General features: G+C 65.8%; 18 protein-coding genes and 2 riboswitches. Of the genes, 14 read left to right on the top strand and 4 right to left on the bottom strand.

Annotated features, from left to right (window positions below):
* The first annotated feature begins 24 nt into the window (after window positions 1–24).
* The 3 genes from CH296_RS03740 (at window position 25) to CH296_RS03750 (ending at window position 1,717) form a co-directional block, all read left to right on the top strand.
* Window positions 25–243, top strand: a complete 219-nt coding sequence (locus tag CH296_RS03740) for a hypothetical protein (protein WP_032395854.1) — start codon at window positions 25–27, stop codon at window positions 241–243.
* A gap of 2 nt (window positions 244–245) precedes the next feature.
* Entirely contained in the window at window positions 246–620 is a 375-nt protein-coding gene (locus CH296_RS03745; RefSeq protein ID WP_032395855.1) for a YccF domain-containing protein, read from the top strand.
* Window positions 621–889: 269 nt separating this feature from the next.
* Window positions 890–1,097, top strand: a riboswitch (cyclic di-AMP (ydaO/yuaA leader).
* Between the two features lie 8 nt (window positions 1,098–1,105).
* Window positions 1,106–1,717 (top strand): resuscitation-promoting factor Rpf1 domain-containing protein, encoded by a 612-nt coding sequence (locus CH296_RS03750; protein ID WP_094684039.1) that lies wholly within the window; start codon window positions 1,106–1,108, stop codon window positions 1,715–1,717.
* A gap of 77 nt (window positions 1,718–1,794) precedes the next feature.
* Here CH296_RS03750 and CH296_RS03755 read toward each other — a convergent pair whose 3' ends face one another.
* The gene (locus CH296_RS03755) at window positions 1,795–1,983 is read right to left on the bottom strand and encodes a hypothetical protein (protein WP_032395857.1); all 189 of its coding nucleotides are present in this window, start codon (window positions 1,981–1,983) and stop codon (window positions 1,795–1,797) included.
* A gap of 61 nt (window positions 1,984–2,044) precedes the next feature.
* Here CH296_RS03755 and CH296_RS03760 point away from each other — a divergent pair, with 61 nt between their 5' ends.
* The 3 genes from CH296_RS03760 to CH296_RS03770 all read left to right on the top strand — a co-directional run bounded on the left by CH296_RS03760 (window position 2,045) and on the right by CH296_RS03770 (window position 6,788).
* Complete coding sequence (locus CH296_RS03760; RefSeq protein WP_094683162.1) at window positions 2,045–4,336, top strand: helicase-associated domain-containing protein; 2,292 nt, start codon at window positions 2,045–2,047, stop codon at window positions 4,334–4,336.
* Window positions 4,337–4,424: 88 nt separating this feature from the next.
* Window positions 4,425–6,080: a DNA repair helicase XPB gene (locus CH296_RS03765; protein ID WP_032396285.1), complete on the top strand. Its 1,656-nt coding sequence runs from the start codon at window positions 4,425–4,427 to the stop codon at window positions 6,078–6,080.
* Between the two features lie 39 nt (window positions 6,081–6,119).
* Window positions 6,120–6,788 (top strand): DUF3239 domain-containing protein, encoded by a 669-nt coding sequence (locus CH296_RS03770; RefSeq protein WP_032395859.1) that lies wholly within the window; start codon window positions 6,120–6,122, stop codon window positions 6,786–6,788.
* Window positions 6,789–6,807: 19 nt separating this feature from the next.
* Here the strand turns inward: CH296_RS03770 and CH296_RS03775 are convergent, their stop codons facing one another.
* Window positions 6,808–7,794 carry an LLM class F420-dependent oxidoreductase gene (locus CH296_RS03775; RefSeq protein ID WP_094684040.1) on the bottom strand — a complete coding sequence of 329 codons (987 nt, stop codon included), beginning with the start codon at window positions 7,792–7,794 and terminating at the stop codon, window positions 6,808–6,810.
* Between the two features lie 62 nt (window positions 7,795–7,856).
* Between CH296_RS03775 and CH296_RS03780 the strand changes: the two genes are divergently transcribed.
* A complete protein-coding gene (locus CH296_RS03780) occupies window positions 7,857–9,029 on the top strand; it encodes a pyridoxal phosphate-dependent aminotransferase (RefSeq protein WP_094684094.1) in 1,173 nt (390 codons plus the stop codon).
* On the top strand, window positions 9,026–10,051 hold the full coding sequence (locus tag CH296_RS03785) for an AraC family transcriptional regulator (RefSeq protein WP_032395862.1): 1,026 nt from the start codon (window positions 9,026–9,028) through the stop codon (window positions 10,049–10,051). Before CH296_RS03780 ends, CH296_RS03785 begins: the two co-directional genes overlap by 4 nt.
* Here CH296_RS03785 and CH296_RS03790 read toward each other — a convergent pair.
* The gene (locus CH296_RS03790; RefSeq protein WP_094683318.1) at window positions 10,044–10,469 is read right to left on the bottom strand and encodes a VOC family protein; all 426 of its coding nucleotides are present in this window, start codon (window positions 10,467–10,469) and stop codon (window positions 10,044–10,046) included. The genes CH296_RS03785 and CH296_RS03790 overlap by 8 nt on opposite strands.
* A 58-nt stretch (window positions 10,470–10,527) precedes the next feature.
* Here CH296_RS03790 and CH296_RS03795 point away from each other — a divergent pair, with 58 nt between their 5' ends.
* On the top strand, window positions 10,528–11,148 hold the full coding sequence (locus CH296_RS03795; protein ID WP_094683160.1) for an alpha-ketoglutarate-dependent dioxygenase AlkB: 621 nt from the start codon (window positions 10,528–10,530) through the stop codon (window positions 11,146–11,148).
* A 13-nt stretch (window positions 11,149–11,161) separates the two neighbouring features.
* Here CH296_RS03795 and CH296_RS03800 read toward each other — a convergent pair whose 3' ends face one another.
* Window positions 11,162–12,253, bottom strand: a complete 1,092-nt coding sequence (locus CH296_RS03800; protein WP_094645833.1) for a 3-deoxy-7-phosphoheptulonate synthase — start codon at window positions 12,251–12,253, stop codon at window positions 11,162–11,164.
* A gap of 249 nt (window positions 12,254–12,502) precedes the next feature.
* Window positions 12,503–12,701: riboswitch (cobalamin riboswitch) on the top strand.
* Between the two features lie 129 nt (window positions 12,702–12,830).
* Here CH296_RS03800 and metE point away from each other — a divergent pair.
* The 5 genes from metE (at window position 12,831) to CH296_RS03825 (ending at window position 18,220) form a co-directional block, all read left to right on the top strand.
* Window positions 12,831–15,086: a 5-methyltetrahydropteroyltriglutamate--homocysteine S-methyltransferase gene (metE, locus tag CH296_RS03805; RefSeq protein WP_094631137.1), complete on the top strand. Its 2,256-nt coding sequence runs from the start codon at window positions 12,831–12,833 to the stop codon at window positions 15,084–15,086.
* Between the two features lie 106 nt (window positions 15,087–15,192).
* On the top strand, window positions 15,193–16,236 hold the full coding sequence (locus CH296_RS03810; protein WP_094684095.1) for an iron-siderophore ABC transporter substrate-binding protein: 1,044 nt from the start codon (window positions 15,193–15,195) through the stop codon (window positions 16,234–16,236).
* A 97-nt stretch (window positions 16,237–16,333) separates the two neighbouring features.
* The gene (locus CH296_RS03815; RefSeq protein ID WP_032395865.1) at window positions 16,334–16,792 is read left to right on the top strand and encodes a MarR family winged helix-turn-helix transcriptional regulator; all 459 of its coding nucleotides are present in this window, start codon (window positions 16,334–16,336) and stop codon (window positions 16,790–16,792) included.
* Entirely contained in the window at window positions 16,789–17,214 is a 426-nt protein-coding gene (locus CH296_RS03820; RefSeq protein ID WP_027495882.1) for an organic hydroperoxide resistance protein, read from the top strand. Before CH296_RS03815 ends, CH296_RS03820 begins: the two co-directional genes overlap by 4 nt.
* 10 nt (window positions 17,215–17,224) lie before the next feature.
* Window positions 17,225–18,220, top strand: a complete 996-nt coding sequence (locus tag CH296_RS03825; RefSeq protein WP_094684041.1) for an NADP-dependent oxidoreductase — start codon at window positions 17,225–17,227, stop codon at window positions 18,218–18,220.
* The last annotated feature ends 81 nt before the right edge of the window (window positions 18,221–18,301 follow it).

The raw sequence follows: 18,301 nt of genomic DNA on the forward strand, positions 1-18,301 counted from the left end.
CCGCTTCGCACTACCGTGGGGTACGTGGACACAACGACCCGTAAGAGCAGCACCGCCCTGCTGCGCATCGCGCTGACCCTGTTCGCGATCGGCCTCGTCGCCATCGTCGCGATCCTGATGTTTCCGATCTTCTCCGACGCCAAGCCCCCACTGGGGCTGTATCTGACGGCCATGTTCTCCGCGCCGACCGGCTTCCTGCTGGCACTGGTGTACGCGCTGGCATCCGGACGACGGGCGCGCTGACCATGCGATTGATTCTGAACATCATCTGGCTGGTCTTCGGCGGCCTGTGGCTGGCGCTCGGCTACTTCCTCGCCGGACTGCTGCTGTGCATCCTCATCGTGACGATCCCGTTCGGGATCGCGTCGTTCCGCATCGGCGTCTACGCGCTGTGGCCGTTCGGGTCGACGATCGTCGACAAGCCGGGGTCCGGATCGGGCGCGCTCATCGGGAACGTGCTCTGGCTGATTCTGGCCGGTTGGTGGTTGGCCCTGACTCACGTGCTCACTGCGCTCGCGATGGCGATCACCATCATCGGCATCCCGTTGGCGATCGCGAACCTCAAGATGATTCCCGTATCCCTCATGCCCCTCGGCAAGGACATCGTTGCCGTTCGGTGACCTCTCGAACGAGGCGACACCGATGTGACTTCCATCACATCACGCTCGGGTAACGGACAGGCAACGGACAGGGGTTCAATGCCCGGCACGTCCACTAGCTGGGCCGACTCGAGAGACCCGAAACAGGTACGAAATGCGCTCTCGACGACGCCCCGAAATCGACAGTTACCAAATAGTGACGTAAGGCGGGAATTTCAGTACGGTCAGCAGCGGCCGGAAAGTTCGGCCGAATTCCGGCCCGCAGCGCCAAACCTCGTCCCGCGGGAACCGGAACACCCTCGACGATCACCCAGGGGACGAGGACGGGGGACCCACGTCCTCCACGGACAACCGGGAAGTTGTAGCGGCTCACGAAGCCGCCCCGACTTCCCTTGGGGTTAAGCCCAATTGCTCATTCCGAGGAGTGAGCGAAAAGGCCGGGCTACCTCTCAGCCCGAACCCGACAGCTGACCTCGCAGGCGCGTGTGGAGAGGATTTCAACTCGTATGAGCGGACGTCATCGCAAGCCGAGCACCACTGGCAAGACCGTCGCGAAGGTGGCAGTCACCGGAGCCATCATGGGCACCGCGAGCATCGCCTTCACCGGCACCGCCAACGCGGCACCGGATTCCGACTGGGACCGCCTGGCACAGTGTGAAGCCGGCGGCAATTGGGGCATCAACACCGGCAACGGCTTCCAGGGCGGGCTGCAGTTCTCCCCCAGCACCTGGAACGCACACGGCGGCCAGCAGTACGCGGCCACGGCCAACCAGGCCAGCCGCGAAGAGCAGATCGCAGTGGCGGAGAAGGTCCTCGACTCGCAGGGCTGGGGCGCATGGCCGTCCTGCTCCTCGAGCCTCGGCCTGAACAGCGCGCCCACCGAGCGCAGCGTTCCGGTCACCCCGAAGGCACCGGAGGTTCCCGCTCTCCCCGACCTCACGTCCATCCCGGCCGTGGACAGCTCGCCCGAGGTCGTCGAAGGCATCGTCACCGCCGTCCAGAACATCACCAACGATCCGCAGATCGCAGCGTTCGTGCAGAACGCGGCTCAGGGCATCCAGCTCGATCCGCAGATCGTGAACTTCTACCAGGCCAACAAGGCATTCCTGCCCCAGTAGGCTGCACGGCAGCTCGAGCTCGTACGAGAAAAGCCCCCGACGATCGTCGGGGGCTTTTTCGTGTTCGAGGTCCGCAATCAGCGATTGACCACGGTCACCGGGTGGGCATAGGGCAGGTCTTCGACGGGCAGCGGGAACTCGGTGTCCTCGCCGAAGGGTGACAAGCCACCCGATCGAGCGGACGAGAGTTCGGTCACCGCGTGGTCACCGCGAGCGGTGTCCGGCCAGCCTGGATCGACATAGGGCTTCTTCGACTTGTTCACCATGGGCCCATTTTGACACCTGCCCTGCGGCGAGCACCAGCCCAGGTCTCTAATCTGATAGACGATGACCGACACGACTGCGCACCGACACACCGACACGCCTCCTGATCTGCCGCAATGGATCGCAGCTCGCAGCGACGCCGAGCTGATCAAGGCCATGTCGCTGCGTCCGGATCTGACCGCGCCGCCGCCCGCATCCCTGGCCGTGCTGGCCGGACGGGCCGAGCAGCGCCGATCGATCCTGCACACCGCGGACACCCTCGACACCCTGGCCCTGACGATCCTCGAGATCCTCGCCATCGAGGAAGCGTACGAACGACCCGTCACTCGCGCCGCGCTGCTGGCAGTGGTCGCCAAACGCGCACCGGCCAAGAGCGTGGACAGGGCACTGGCCCAGCTGCGCGAACGCCTGCTGGTGTGGGGCGATGCAGCCGGCTTCCGAATCAGCGCCACCGCGGCGGACGCGGTGCCGTGGCGCATCGGCCGCGCACTCGACCCGGTCGACAACCTCACCGAATCACACATCACCGCGGCTCTGGCCGAGCTCGGCGACGGCGAACGCAGCCTTCTCGACACCCTCGCCAGGTCGTCCCCGACCGGCCGCACCCGAGACGCCGCACCGGGAACACCGCCCGATCGACCCGTCCAGAAGCTGCTCGCCGCAGGCCTACTGATCTGGTTGGACGAGCAAACCGTCGAGCTTCCCGTCCAGGTCGGGCAGATCCTGCGCGGCGAACCGATGTCCGACCCACGCTCGCTCGCCGAACCCAAGCTCGCCACCAGCACCTATTCGCTCACCGATGTCGACGCCGCTGCCGCGGGAGAGGCACTGGAGCTGAACCGACACTGCGTAGCCGTGATCGAGGCGTTGTCGGCCTCGCCTGCACCCGCCCTCAAGGCCGGCGGCCTCGGAGTGCGCGAGCTCCGCAAGATCACCAAGGCCACCGGCCTCGACGACGATCGAGTGAGCATCCTCGTCGAGTTGCTGGCCGCCGCCCATCTCATCTCGAGCGGAACACCGGACCCGGTGCCTGCGTCCGACAACGGCGACGACTACTGGGCACCCACACCCGCCGTCGACGCGTGGCTCACCGCGGCCCCCGCTGCCCGCTGGCACACCCTCGCCTCCGCCTGGCTCGAAGTGCCACGGGCACCGTGGGTCATCGGGATGCGTGACCCCAACGACAAGCCCATCGCCGCCCTGTCCGACGAAGTCCGATCCCCGGCCGCGCCCCGGGATCGACGGATGATTCTCGAGTTGCTCGCCGAACTCGGCAGCGGACACGCAGCGCAGCCCGCCGATCTCGCCCGCACCCTGGCGTGGCGTCGACCCCGGTGGTCGGGACGCTTCGGCGTCACCCCCGTCGGACATGTTCTCGCCGAAGCAACGGCTCTCGGCATCGTCGCCCGCGGGGCGATCTCGACCCCGGGACGCTCCCTGCTGCACGACGGCAACGCCGAGGCCGACATGCGTGCGACGCTGCCCGAGCCCATCGACTACGTCCTGGTGCAGGCCGACCTCACCCTGGTGGCACCCGGACCCCTCGAGCCCGAACTACAGGATCGAATCGAACTGGTCGCCGACGTGGAGTCCGCGGGCGCAGCCACGATGTACCGGATCAGCGACACCAGCCTGCGCCGCGCCCTCGACGTGGGACTGACCGCCTCCGAACTGCACTCGTTGTTCGCCACCCACTCGCGAACGCCGGTACCCCAGGCCCTGACCTACCTGATCGACGACGTGGCTCGTCGGCACGGCCGCCTACGGGCAGGCGTCGCCGCGTCGTTCGTTCGATGCGAGGACCCGGCCCTGCTGGCCGAGGTGATGGCGTCGCCGGCAGCCGAATCCCTGGCCCTGAGGGCACTGGCTCCGACCGTCGCGATCTCACAGGCCCCGCTCGCCGAGGTGCTCACGGTCCTGGCCGGAGCGGGATTCGCGCCTGCGGGCGAGGACTCGTCCGGCACCATCGTCGATCTGCGTGCCCGCGGGTCGAGGGTATCGGCCAGGCGGCCACGCCAGACGTTCCGCACTCCGGCCGTCCCGACCGAGGAACAGCTGGGTTCGTTGGTGCGTGGAATGCGCGCAGCCGACAGGGCGGCAGGCAACGGCGGCGCAGTGGTGCGCGCCGACGGATCTCGGGCCAGCAGCACCGCGACGATGACGCTGCTGCAGACCGCGGCGAAGGTCAAACGGAGCGTGAGCATCGGCTACGTCGACGCCCAGGGCGTGGCCACCCATCGCATCGTCGATCCGATCAGCATCGGCGGCGGCCAACTCGACGCGTTCGACCCCGCAACCGGTGGGGTTCGACGCTTCACCCTGCATCGCATCACCTCGGTCGCGTTGGTCGAGTAGACCGGGCTCACGTGCACGCGCGCCCCTACCTGTGGACAATGGAGAAGTTGCGCTCTTTCGGGCGCAGCAGATGTCTCTAGGAGGAACCGTGACCGACGGCCCGCTGATCGTCCAGTCCGACAAAACGCTGTTGCTCGAGGTCGATCACGAACTCGCGGGCGCAGCGCGGGCGGCCATCGCACCGTTCGCGGAGCTCGAACGTGCCCCCGAGCACGTGCACACCTATCGCATCACCCCGCTGGCCCTGTGGAACGCCCGTGCCGCGGGCCACGACGCCGAGCAGGTGGTCGATGCGCTGGTGAACTTCTCGCGTTACGCGGTGCCGCAACCGCTGCTGGTCGACATCGTCGACACCATGGCGCGCTACGGCCGGTTGCAGTTGGTCAAGAGCCCGATACACGGTCTGGTCCTGATCAGTCTGGACCGCGCCGTGCTCACAGAGGTGATGCGGCACAAGAAGATTGCACCCATGCTCGGCGCGATGGTCGACGAGGACACGGTGATCGTGCATCCGTCCGAACGCGGCCACGTCAAGCAGATGCTGCTCAAGATCGGTTGGCCTGCCGAGGACCTCGCCGGCTACGTCGACGGCGAAGCTCACCCCATCGAGCTCGACACCGAGGGCGGCAACTGGACGCTTCGCGACTACCAGGAGATGGCGGCCGATTCGTTCTGGGCCGGTGGCTCGGGAGTGGTGGTACTGCCCTGTGGTGCCGGCAAGACGATGGTCGGCGCAGCCGCGATGGCCCGAGCGAAGGCGACCACGCTGATTCTGGTCACCAACACCGTCGCCGGTCGGCAGTGGAAGCGCGAACTCATCGCACGCACCTCGCTCACCGAGGACGAGATCGGCGAGTATTCGGGAGAGCGCAAGGAGATTCGCCCTGTGACAATCGCCACGTATCAGGTGATCACGCGTCGCACCAAGGGTGAGTACAAGCACCTGGAGCTCTTCGATTCCCGCGACTGGGGATTGGTGATCTACGACGAGGTGCACCTGCTCCCCGCGCCGGTGTTCCGCATGACGGCCGATCTGCAGTCCCGTCGACGCCTCGGCCTCACCGCGACCCTCGTCCGCGAGGACGGCCGCGAGGGCGACGTCTTCTCGCTGATCGGACCCAAGCGGTACGACGCTCCGTGGAAGGACATCGAGGCACAGGGCTGGATCGCGCCTGCCGAGTGCATCGAGGTTCGCGTCACCCTCACCGATGCCGAGCGCATGTCCTATGCCGTCGCCGAGCCCGAGGAGCGCTACAAGCTGTGCTCGACGGCGCACACCAAGATCGCCGTCGTGAAGTCGATCCTCGCCAAACATCAGGACGCTCCGACGTTGGTCATCGGCGCGTATCTCGATCAGTTGAACGAGCTCGGTGAAGCGCTGAACGCTCCGGTCATTCAGGGCTCGACCAAGAACAAGGAGCGCGAGGTGCTGTTCGACGCGTTCCGCAAGGGCGAGATCCAGACGCTCGTGGTGAGCAAGGTGGCGAACTTCTCGATCGACCTTCCAGAAGCCTCTGTGGCAGTTCAGGTTTCGGGAACATTCGGCTCCAGACAGGAAGAGGCGCAGCGCCTCGGCCGACTGCTCCGGCCGAAGCACGACGGCGGTCAGGCGCATTTCTACTCGGTGGTCTCCCGCGACACCCTCGACGCCGAGTACGCAGCCCACCGTCAGCGTTTCCTCGCCGAACAGGGCTACGCCTACCGCATCACCGACGCGGACGATCTGCTCGGTCCGGCGATCTGAGACGTCGGGTCCACTCGGGACCGTGCTAGGAATACCTCTGTGCGCAAGTTCGAGTTCCCTGTAGACGTAGCCCACGCGAAGTCGGTCAACGAGACGTTCACCGAGCTTCGTCGGCTGCGTTCCTCCGCAGCGCTGACCGCCGTGTTCCTCATCGCGCTCGGGGCCTGGTTCATCTGGATCGCCGCTCCGTGGTCGTACATCCTCGGCGCGGTGTTCCTGATCGGTGCGGCCACCTCGCTCTGGGTGATGCTGTGGGCACCCCGAAAGATGGGTTCCATCGAATCGCAATATGCTGCAGGCGATCTGGTGCCGGCGATGGTGGCCGAGAAGCTACCGAGTGGAGCGATACTGCTGGCTCTGATCGACATCGCGAAGCCGGAGGTGGACGAGCCGCACTACGTGTTGATCACCCGCGTCGTGCGCACGCTTCCCGGCCACGCCGTCGAGCGGGGCGCTCAGGTGCCTGCGGTGTCGGTTCTCGCGGACCGTGGCCGCAACACCGGCGGACGAACGTGGCAGTTGGCCACGGCGATGCCCATCGCATGGGGAACCACCGATCCGGGGGTCATCGCGCGCGCAGTCGAGGAGATCACCGAGGGCGAGTGGGCGTTGCTGCACGCCAACATCGGCCTGTCGGAGAAGGTCCGCACCGCCAAGAACCAACAGTTGCTCATCGATCCTGCGGATCTTCCCGACGACCTGCGCTGAATCGAACCGCATCCCCGGCCTAGGCCAGGGCGGGGATCACCTCGCGCTCGAAGAGTTCGATACCGGACCGGTCGTACGCCGCTTCGGGGAAGTAGAAGATGCCGTACGTCATCCCTTGTTCCTGCAGCGCCGTCAGATTCTCGATGATCTGCTCAGGAGTTCCCACTGCGGGCATCCCGCGGTACGCGTCGAGGGCACTGTGCGCCTTCTCGGCACCCACGTACTCGGTCAGGCGGCTTTCGAGCGCGCGCAGTCGGTCTTCCACCTCGGCCTCGGTTGCACCGATGGCGACGTTGTAGTTCGCCGAGCGGACGATGGCATCGAAATCGGTACCCACGGTTGCACAATGTTCACGCAACAGAGCGGATTTGGTGGCGAAACCGGTGGGGGTTCCGTCGAAGTTGGTGTAGTCGGCGTACTTCGCGGCGATCTTCAGGGTGACCTTCTCGCCGCCACCCGCGATCCACAGCGGGATGCCGCCCTCCTGCAACGGCAGGGGTCGCACCACGGCACCGTCGATCTCGTAGTACTTTCCGTCGAGGAACACCTCGCCGGCCGTCCATGCCTGCTTGAAGATCTGCACGCCCTCGTCGAGCCTGCCCAATCGTTCTCCGGCAGAGGGAAATCCGTAGCCGTAGGCTCGGAACTCGTGCTCGTGCCAGCCGCCGCCGATGCCCATCTCGACGCGGCCGCCCGACACGATGTCCACGGTGGCAGCAACTTCGGCCAGGTAGGCCGGGTTGCGGTACGCCATCGCCGTGCACATCTGCCCGAGCCTGATCCGCGAGGTGGACGCGGCCAACGCGGACATCAGCGACCAGGCCTCGTGCGTGGCCTCGTCGGTCGCGGTGGGAACGGTATGGAAGTGGTCGTAGACCCACAGAGATTCCCACGGACCGGCCTCGGCGGCGAGCGCGTGGTCGCGCATCGCACTCCACTGCCGGGCAGGGTCGATACCGACGAGATCGAGACGCCACCCCTGTGGCACGAACAATCCGAATCGCATGACAGGCACAGTACAGACGCAGGGCGAACGACCGGCTGCCGTCTGTGAACTACGCTGCAGGAATGTCCGAGTCGTTCCCCTCGCGCACAGTGGCACGGTTGCGCCCGTTCGCATCGACGATCTTCGCCGAGATGACCGCGCTCGCCGTCCGGAAGAATGCCGTCAACCTCGGGCAGGGCTTCCCCGACACCGACGGCCCACCCGCCATGCTCGAAGCCGCGCGCCAGGCCATCGCCAGTGGCCTCAATCAGTACTCCCCCGGCCCTGGCATGCCGGTGCTGCGCGCTGCCATCGCCGAGGACCGGTCGGCGCGATTCGGTCTGCGCTACGACCCCGATTCGCAGATACTCGTCACCGTCGGTGCCACCGAGGCGATCTCGGCGTCCCTCCTCGGTCTGATCGAGCCGGGCGACGACGTCCTGCTGATCGAGCCGTTCTACGACTCCTATGCCGCCGCCATCGCTCTCGCCGGTGCCACCCGGACCGCCGTGTCGCTGGTCGCCGACGGCAACGGGTGGACCGTCGACACCGACGCCCTCCAACGCGCCATCGGGCCTCGCACGCGCATGCTGATCGTCAATTCCCCGCACAATCCCACCGGCACGGTCTTCGACCGCGACACCATGATCCGCATCGCCGAGATCGCGGTGGCACACGATCTGCTGGTCCTCACCGACGAGGTCTACGAGCATCTCGTCTTCGACGGCCGCGTACACACGCCGATCGCGACACTGCCCGGGATGTTCGAGCGAACCGTCACCGTGTCGAGCGCCGCCAAGACCTTCAACGCCACCGGGTGGAAGACGGGGTGGGCTTTGGGGCCTGCCGAACTGATCGACGCCGTCCGCGCCGCCAAACAGTTCATGAGCTTCGTCGGCGGTACTCCCTTCCAACCGGCCGTGGCCTACGCGCTCGAGCACGAACAGGCCTGGATAGCCACGATGCGCGACGGCCTGCAACGCAAACGGGACACGCTCTCGGCCGCGCTCGCCGCCGCAGGAGCGGATGTGAAGTACAGCGCGGGAACATATTTCGTCTGTGCCGACATCGCGGCGATCGGGCGCGGTGACGCCTACGAATTCTGCCGTGCCCTCCCGGACCTGGTCGGCGTGGCGGCGGTTCCGGTGACCGCGTTCGTCGACGAGCCGGGTCCGTGGAAATCATTGGTGCGCTTCGCTTTCTGCAAGCAGGACGAGGTTCTCGCCGACGCAGCCGAGAGGCTACGAAGGTTGTGACTGCGCAACCGACGATCCCGGCGTACTTCGTCAGGCAGGCCGTCGACCTGGCGACGAAGAGCGGGGTGGACCTGACCTACCCGCTGTCGATGGCCGGCATCGGTTCCACCATCCTCGACAATCCTGCGGAGCGCCTGACCACCCGGCAGGTCACCGCGTTCACTCAGGCGGTCTGGGCGATGACCGGCGACGAACTGTTCGGCCTCGCCGCAGTTCCGGTACGACGCGGGAGCTTTCGCGTGGTGTGCCAGACGCTGATACACACCGAGAACCTGTGGGCTGCGCTGGTTCGGATGTCCGAGACCATGCGGGTGCTGATTCCGGTGCGTCCCATGACGATGGACCGAACCGAGGAATCCACGGTGTTGACCGTGCACGTCACCCCCACCACCCACCTGAGCCCGGAGGGCAACGAACTCGCCGAGCGACTGCTGACCGATTTCCTGTTGATTCTGCTGCACCGATTCGCGGCGTGGCTCATCGGCAACCGGGTCAAACTTCTGTCGGTCCAACTGCCCTACCCGCTGCCGGGACCCGAAGCGGGAAAGATGTACGACGCCATCTTCGGCACTCATGTGGAGTTCGGAACCGATCTGGCCACACTGGAATTCGACAGCGCAGTGATGCGGGCACCGATCGTGCAGACCGAGGCGACGCTGGCGGACTATCTCGCGGAGTCGCCCAATCTGCTGTTCTCGTCTCGAGATTACGACAGCACGGCGTCGAGCCAGGTCCGTCGCGCCCTGGAAACCGGTTTCAAAGGTGGAGCACCGGGAACCGAGGAGATCGCGGCGATGCTCAACATCAGCCCACCGCACCTGCGACGAATTCTTCGGCAGGAGGGCACCTCCATCAACCAACTGCGCGAGGAGGTGCTGCGCGATGCGGCGATCTCCGGGCTCAGTCGCGGCGACAGCGTCGACGACATCTCGACCCGCCTGGGGTTCTCCGAGCCCAGTGCCTTCCGCCGGGCCTTCAAGCGATGGACCGGCCAGACTCCCGGTGCTTACCGGCTCAACTGACGCAGAACTCGTTGCCCTCCGGATCGGTCATGGTGATCCAGACACTGGGGCCTTGGTGTCCTCGATGCAGTACCGATGCACCCCGGGCCTGCAGTTGCGTGACCACCGTCTCGCGCTCGTCGCCGACGCGAATGTCCAGGTGCAACCGGTTCTTCACCGTTTTCGGTTCGGGCACCGATTGGAACAACACCCGCGGACTGCCGGGCGACTCGGGATCCGAGATTCCGGCGCCCGCCCGCCACACCAGAACGCCCTCGAAGACGGTCGTGTCCTCTTCGCGGGCGTGACCCGCGGCGACCATCTCACGGATGAAACTCTCGTTGCTGGGTTCGACCTGCCAGCCCAGTGTCTGCGCCCACCACTTCGCCAGCGCATGGGGGTTCGAGCTGTCGACCACAACCTGAATTCCGTATCCCATGCGGGCACGATACCGCCACTCACTGGTAATGGGAACACCTGTTCGATACAGTCGATCCATGTCGCTCGCGATGCAAGGCTCCCTGTTCGGTGACGACGACGGTGGCGTCGGATCGCTGCAATCCGTCACCCGCCGCGAACTCACGCTCGGGGCGTGGGTGGACGTTCGACCGGGCTGGTTGGCCGGTACCCACCTGTTCGATTCGCTGGTGGACGCCGTCGATTGGCGAGCCGAACGTAGGCAGATGTACGACCGCGTGGTCGACGTGCCGCGCCTGGTTCGGTTCTACGCCGAGCGCGAACGGTGGCCCGACGCAGCCCTGTACGACGCGCGCGATGCGCTCGACGATCACTACCGCACCGAACTCGGTGAATCGTTCGCCACCGCCGGACTGTGCTACTACCGCGACGGATCCGACAGCGTCGCCTGGCACGGCGACAACATCGGTCGCAGCGCCACCGAGGACACCATGGTCGCGATCGTATCGCTGGGTGCCACAAGGCAACTCATGCTTCGACCGCGTGGCGGCGGAACGTCGCTGAAGTTCACGCTGGCCCACGGGGACCTGGTGGTGATGGGCGGCTCGTGCCAACGCACCTGGGAGCATGCGATTCCCAAGTCGACCCGCGCGATCGGCCCACGCATCAGCGTGCAGTTCCGACCGCGCGGGGTTCGCTGACGGGCCGGGTTCGTCAACGAGCGGTGATCGAGTTCCGTCGCTCCACCACCGCTGCGGCCAACGTGTCCAATTGCGTTGCCGTCGTGTCCCAATCGAGGCAGGCGTCGGTGATCGACTGTCCGTACACCAGCTCGTCCCGGTGGCCGAGTTCGAGATCCTGACGGCCCGCGACCAGGAAGCTCTCCAGCATCAGTCCGACGATGCCGTGTTCGCCTGCCGCCACCCGAGCGGCCACGTCGGTGACGACGTCGACCTGCTTGTTGTGGTCCTTACGACTGTTGCCGTGGCTGGCGTCGATGACCACCCGCTCCGGCAGACCCGACTTACGCAGTCGCGCAACGGTATCGGCGACCGATTCGGCGTCGTAGTTCGGCCCGTCGACACCGCCGCGCAGGATCACGTGGCAGTCCGGGTTCCCGACGGTGCGAATGAGAGCCGCCTGACCGTCGAGATCGGTGCCGGGGAAGACGTGGCTCGCGGCGGCAGCGCGGGTGCCGTCGACCGCAACCTGGATGTCCCCCTCGGTGGAGTTCTTGATCCCCACCGGCATCGACAACGCGCTGCACAGCTGCCGGTGCACCTGGCTGGCCGCCGTTCGCGCACCGATTGCGCCGTAGCTGACCAGGTCTGCGATGTACTGCGGGGTGATCGGGTCGAGGAACTCGCACCCGACCGGCAGACCGAGCGCGGAAATGTCGAGCAGCAGTTGGCGTCCCACTCGCAGACCGGCGTTGATGTCGAAGCTGCCGTCGAGGTGCGGATCGTTGATCAAACCCTTCCAGCCCAGCGTCGTTCGCGGCTTCTCGAAGTAGACGCGCATGACGATGTGCAGGCGATCGCCCAGTTCGGATGCCTTGGCGGCGAGGCGTCGGGCGTAGTCGAGAGCAGCGGCGGTGTCGTGCACCGAGCACGGGCCGACGACGACGATCAGCCGATCGTCGCGGCCGTCCAGCACGTCGACCACACCGGCGCGGCCGGTACGGACCGTGGCCGAGATCGCGTCGTCGACGGCATGCTCGCGGCGCAGCACCGACGGAGCGATCAACGGACTGATGCTGATGGTCCGCTGATCGTCGAGAGGTGGGGTGTCGAGAGAGAGTGTCATGAGAGGTCGTTCCTGTTCCCAGGCCGGCTCCTCATGCTCCACACGCACTTCGAGCCGGTCTGTATCCGGCTCGTGGGGTGGAAGTTCAGCGCATGGCGTCGCTGGCTGACCCACCCGGGGCCGGCCTGCTAAACCAGAAATACGTGCGCTGCATGAGAGCACCGTAGCAGACGCTTCGTCGATGCATCTATGCTCGTCCCTGCAGTCGGTTCGCCAGGTGGTCATGAGGAGCCCCGAAGTTCACCACGGCGCCGAAGCGATGCGTGCGGTACGGCGCGTCGTGAGAGGGAACCCGGTGAGAATCCGGGACTGTCCCGCAGCGGTATGCAGGAACGACCGCCGTCAACAGCACTGAAGAGGCCTCTTCGGGAAGCGACGGCCAGTAGGAGTGGACTGTTCGTCCACGTGCCCGCGAGTCCGAATACCTGCCGTCTGTGCTGTGCACGCCGTGCGCAGCGGTTCACCGCCTCGTGGAATGGGCGCGTAACCCTGGTACGGCTGCTCGTGGGGCTCTCCGGGATTCGCGCGCCCGAGAAGGCGGTGCGCCATCGATGCAGCAGTCACCTGGAGAACTACCGTGAGTATCGAATTCACCGCCACCGTGCTCGGTTCCGCCCGTATCGGACCGAACCGAGAACTGAAGAAAGCCGTCGAATCCTACTGGGCCGGAACGCTCGACGCAGCCGCACTCGAATCCGTCGCGCGAACATTGCGCGAGAACACCTGGCGAGAACTCGTCGCTGCCGGACTCGATTCCGTTCCGGTGAACACCTTTTCGTACTACGACCACGTGCTCGACACCGCGGTCATGCTCGGCGCACTACCCGAGCGGGTTCGGAGCATCAACAGCGAGCTGGACCGCTGTTTCGCCGCCGCCCGAGGCAACGAGACCGTCGCACCACTGGAGATGACCAAGTGGTTCGACACCAACTACCACTACCTCGTGCCCGAAATCTCCCCGGCGACAACCTTTTCACTGCATCCCGAGAAGGTGCTCGCCGAGCTCGAAGAAGCTCGCGCGCTCGATGTCCCGGCTCGACCGGTCGTCCTGGGACCGGTGACGTTCCTGTTGCTGTCAAAGGCAGTCGGCAGCAGCGCCCCGCTACTGGACCGCCTCGACGAGATTCTGCCGCTGTACGCGGAGCTGCTGACACACCTCGCCGATGCCGGGGCGAAGTGGGTCCAGCTCGACGAACCTGCGCTCGTGGCCGACCGCACGCAGCACGAGATCGACTGTGCGAAGAAGGCTTACGACTACCTGAGCGCAGTGTCGACGAGGCCTGCCATACTGCTGGCGTCGTACTTCGGTGACCTCGGTGCGGTACTGCCCGTGCTCGCGTCGACCGGTATCGAGGGATTGTCGATCGATCTGACGGTGCCGGGCACCGTCGAGCACGTTGCCGTGATACCTGCGCTCGCGAGCAAGCACATAGTCGCGGGCGTCGTTGACGGGCGCAACATCTGGCGGACGGATCTCGACAAGGCGCTGGCAACGTTGGCGAGCCTGTTGGGTAGTGCCGGCACGCTCGCGGTGTCGAGTTCGTGTTCGCTGCTGCACGTTCCGTACACCCTCGACGGAGAGACCGACATCGTCGATCCGCTCCGATCCTGGCTGGCCTTCGGTACCGAGAAGGTTGCCGAGGTGGCCGTCCTCGCGAGGGCGCTGCGAGAGGGCACCGAATCGGTGTCGTCCGAGCTCGAGCAGGCCCGAGCCGCGCTCGAGACTCGTCGCACCGACCCTCGTCTGCACGACGCGGCCGTTCGGGCACGTCTCGACGCGGGAATCTCCGTCGACCGCACCCCGGCCGAGGAACGCTGCCGGGCTCAGGCTGCGCGACTGGACTTGCCGTCGTTGCCGACGACCACCATCGGTTCGTATCCGCAGACCACGCAGATTCGACTCGCTCGGGCAGCCCTGCGCACCGGTGAGATCGACGACGCCGAATACGTATCCCGGATGCAATCCGAGATCGCCGATGTCGTTGCACTGCAGGAGAAGATCGGCCTCGATGTGCTGGTCCACGGCGAGCCCGAGCGAAACGACATGGTGCAGTACTTCGCCGAGCAGCTCAGTGGCTTCGCGGCCACGTCGAACGGCTGGGTCCAGTCGTACGGATCTCGGTGCGTTCGGCCGCCGATTCTGTACGGCGACGTCTCGCGCCCGAAACCGATGACCGTGCACTGGTCCGAGTACGCGCAGTCGCTCACCGACAAGCCGGTCAAAGGCATGTTGACCGGCCCGGTGACGATTCTGGCGTGGTCGTTCGTCCGAGACGACCTACCGTTGGCCGAATCCGCAGCCCAGATCGCCCTGGCGATTCGCGACGAGACGATCGATCTGGAGGCAGCGGGTATTCGAATCGTCCAGGTGGACGAACCTGCCCTTCGTGAGCTCCTCCCCCTGCGCTCGAAAGACACAGCGGCGTACCTGGACTGGGCCGTGCGATCGTTCAAGATCTCGACATCCGGCGTGTCCGACCACACGCAGATTCACACGCATCTGTGCTACTCGGAGTTCGGTGAGATTATCGACGCGATCGCCGACCTCGACGCCGACGTGACGTCGATCGAGGCGGCCCGCTCGCACATGGAAGTACTCGACGACCTGAACTCGATCGGATTCGACCTCGGTGTCGGCCCCGGCGTGTACGACATCCATTCACCGCGGGTGCCGAGCGTCGACGAGATCACCGAATCGCTGCGGGCGGCATTGAAAGCAGTTCCTGCCGAACGACTCTGGGTCAACCCCGACTGTGGACTCAAGACCCGCGGCGTGGCGGAGGTCGAGCGGTCGCTGAGAAACATGGTGCAGGCGGCGGCCGCGCTGCGCTGACCCAGGTGAGCGGAACTTCGACCCCTGCTACGAAGTTCCGCTCACCTCGTTCGCCAGGTACAGGCTAGGCTTACCTGCCTACGCCCGATCTGTGAAAGAGAACGAAGTGAAACGTCTACTCCTGGCCACCACGATCGCCGCGGTCACCGCACTGACCACTGTCGCCTGCGGCGGCACCGCCGAGCAGACGGCCACTCCCTCCACCGCGTCGACGTCGGTCACAGCCGATGCGGCCACCGACGCCCCCGGCCCGACCGGCATCCCCGACGGCATGGGTTCCGGTGCCGCGGACGGCGTGTTCCCCCGCACGGTCGGCCACTTCGGCGGCTCGACCGAAATCCCCGCCGAACCGAAGAAGATCGTCGTGATCGCCACCGGCCAGCTCGACGCAGCTCTCACCCTGGGCGTCGTACCCACCGGAGTCGCCTACGGGGACGGCGCCGCACTGGTCCCGGACTACATCAGCTTCTCGTTCCCGCAGTACGCGGATCGCATGTCGCAGTTCGTCGACGTCGGCAACCGACAGGAGGTCGACATCGAGGCCATCGCCGCCATCGAACCCGACCTCATCCTGGCGAACAAGACCGGCTCCGAGGACATCTACCCGACACTGTCGACCATCGCGCCGACCGTGCTCACCGAAGGCACCGGAGTGAACTGGAAGCAGGACTTCCTCCTTCTCGCCGACGCGTTGGGCCGAACCGATCAGGCTCAGACCTTCATCGACACCTTCACCTCCGACGCTGCGGCACTGGGTGGTTCGTTTGCCGACACCGGCGCACCCACGGTCTCGTTCGTCCGCTTCACCGCCGATCGGGCACGGGTGTTCGGCATCCCGTCGTTCGCGGGATACATCGCCTGGGACGCCGGTCTGGCGCGCCCGGACAGCCAGCAGTTCGACAAGACCTCGCAGGACTTCAGCGAGGAGGAAATTCAGCTCGCGAACGCGGACTGGGTGTTCGTATCGAGCCAGGACGCCGGAGCCGATTCCAGCGCCGCGTCGTACACCACCAACCCGCTGTGGACCGGAATGAGCGCGGCAACCGAGAACCACATCGTGCGCGTCGACGACGACCCGTGGTACCTCAATGCCGGCCCGACGGCGGCAACGATCGTGCTCGACGGCCTGAAGAGCGCCCTGCAGAGCTGACCCCCATGTGCATGGAACTTCGTAGCCCACTACGAAGTTCCATGCACATCGAGCAGGTAGGTTGCGCACAACTTAACCGTGCACTACTGTTCTTGACGTGACCAACGAACTCGCACTCGACCGTCAGGTGTGCTTCGCGCTGTACTCCGCATCGCGGGCTACCACCGCGGTGTATCGCCCGATGCTCGACGAGCTCGGCGTCACGTATCCGCAGTACCTCGTACTGCTGGTGCTGTGGGAACGGGACGGGCGCGGCGTCAAGGACATCTGCGCCGAACTCGATCTCGACACCGGCACGCTGTCGCCGATGCTCAAGCGCCTCGAAGGCCTCGGTTTCATCGAGCGCCGACGCCTGAGCACCGACGAACGTCGGGTCGAGATCCACCTCACCGAGACCGGAAGTGCCATGCGCGCAAAGGCACTCGACATTCCACGAAAGCTGGCCGAGAAGACCGGCATGAACGTCGACGATCTCGTCAAACTCAAGGAGTCGCTCGACGCATTGACGAGCGCTCTGCATCACACCGATTCCGGCACGACAGAAGGAGCATCATGAAGACGATCTACACCGCCGAGGCACTGGCCACCGGTGAAGGCCGAAACGGCCACGCCCGCACTTCCGACGGACGGCTCGATCTCGACCTCGCCATCCCGGAGGCCATGGGCGGCAGCGGCAACGGCACCAACCCCGAGCAGCTCTTCGCCGCCGGCTACGCCGCATGCTTCCACTCCGCACTGCAGATGGTCGCTCGTCAGGACAAGGCCGACGTCACCGATTCGGCCGTCGGCGCTCGTGTCGATATCGGCCCCAACGACGCGGGCGGCTTCCAGCTCGCCGTCACCCTCGAGGTGACCCTGCCCAATCTGAGCCGCGAGAACGCCCAGGCTCTGGCCGACAAGGCCCACCAGGTGTGCCCGTACTCCAACGCCACCCGCGGCAACATCGACGTCACCGTCACAGTCACCGAAGACGAGTAGAGGAAATCCCTTGAAGGCACACGAAATTCACCTCGCGTCCCGCCCAGAAGGCTGGCCGACGGAAGACAACTTTCGCGCGGAGGTCGTCGACCTTCCCGAACTCGCCGACGGGCAGATCCTCGTCCGCAACATCGTGATGTCGGTCGATCCGTACATGCGTGGGCGGATGAACGATGTGAAGTCGTACGTCCCGCCGTTCCAGCTCGACGCCCCACTCGACGGCGGTGCCGTCGGCGAGATCATCGAATCCAAGGCCGAGGGTTTCGCTGTCGGCGACGCCGTTCTGCACGGTAAGGGCTGGCGCGATGTCGCCGTCGTCCCCGCCAAGGGCGCAAGCAAGGTCGATCTCTCGGCCGCGAAGGCGTCCGCATACCTCAGCGCGCTCGGAATGACCGGCACGACGGCGTACGCAGGCCTCACCGAAGTCGCTTCGTTCAAGGAGGGCGACGTCGTCTTCGTCTCCGGCGCTGCAGGCGCAGTCGGTTCGCTCGTCGGACAGATCGCCAAGGCCCTCGGCGCATCTCGGGTCATCGGCAGTGCCGGATCCCCCGCGAAGGTCGCTCGACTGCTCGAGCTCGGCTTCGACGCAGCCTTCGATTACCACGACGGCCCAGTTGCCGAACAGCTCCGCACAGCCGCACCCGACGGCATCGACGTGTACTTCGACAACGTCGGCGGCGAGCACCTCGAAGCCGCCATCGGTTCGATGAACAAGTTCGGCCGAATCGCCATGTGCGGGGCCATCGCTCAGTACAACTCGACCGAACCGACCCCGGCACCGCGCAACCTTGCGCTCGCCATCGGCAAGGAACTGACGCTCAAGGGCTTCATCGTCGGCTCCTACGCGCACGTGACCGAGGAGTTCCGCTCGAAGATGACCGAGTGGCTGGGCAGCGGCGCAGTCGAATTCGACGAGACGGTCGTCGACGGCCTGAACAACGCCCCCTCGGCGTTCATCGGCCTGATGAAGGGCGAGAACACCGGCAAGATGGTTGTCACCATCTAGGTAGAACCCGAACGGTTTCACCGCAGACCACACCCCGGCCGGAATTTCCGGCCGGGGTGTTTCCATGCCCAGACCGATTAC

Source organism: Rhodococcus sp. 14-2496-1d, assembly GCF_002259365.1.
GTDB lineage: Bacteria > Actinomycetota > Actinomycetes > Mycobacteriales > Mycobacteriaceae > Rhodococcoides.

Bases quoted from the DNA above. Each gene is read 5' to 3' on its own strand.
- CH296_RS03745 (WP_032395855.1), top strand. From the start codon at position 246: ATGCGATTGATTCTGAACATCATCTGGCTGGTCTTCGGCGGCCTGTGG.
- CH296_RS03750 (WP_094684039.1), top strand. From the start codon at position 1,106: ATGAGCGGACGTCATCGCAAGCCGAGCACCACTGGCAAGACCGTCGCG.
- CH296_RS03755 (WP_032395857.1), bottom strand. From the start codon at position 1,983: ATGGTGAACAAGTCGAAGAAGCCCTATGTCGATCCAGGCTGGCCGGAC.
- CH296_RS03760 (WP_094683162.1), top strand. From the start codon at position 2,045: ATGACCGACACGACTGCGCACCGACACACCGACACGCCTCCTGATCTG.
- CH296_RS03775 (WP_094684040.1), bottom strand. From the start codon at position 7,794: ATGCGATTCGGATTGTTCGTGCCACAGGGGTGGCGTCTCGATCTCGTC.
- CH296_RS03780 (WP_094684094.1), top strand. From the start codon at position 7,857: ATGTCCGAGTCGTTCCCCTCGCGCACAGTGGCACGGTTGCGCCCGTTC.
- CH296_RS03790 (WP_094683318.1), bottom strand. From the start codon at position 10,469: ATGGGATACGGAATTCAGGTTGTGGTCGACAGCTCGAACCCCCATGCG.
- CH296_RS03795 (WP_094683160.1), top strand. From the start codon at position 10,528: ATGTCGCTCGCGATGCAAGGCTCCCTGTTCGGTGACGACGACGGTGGC.
- CH296_RS03800 (WP_094645833.1), bottom strand. From the start codon at position 12,253: ATGACACTCTCTCTCGACACCCCACCTCTCGACGATCAGCGGACCATC.
- CH296_RS03820 (WP_027495882.1), top strand. From the start codon at position 16,789: ATGAAGACGATCTACACCGCCGAGGCACTGGCCACCGGTGAAGGCCGA.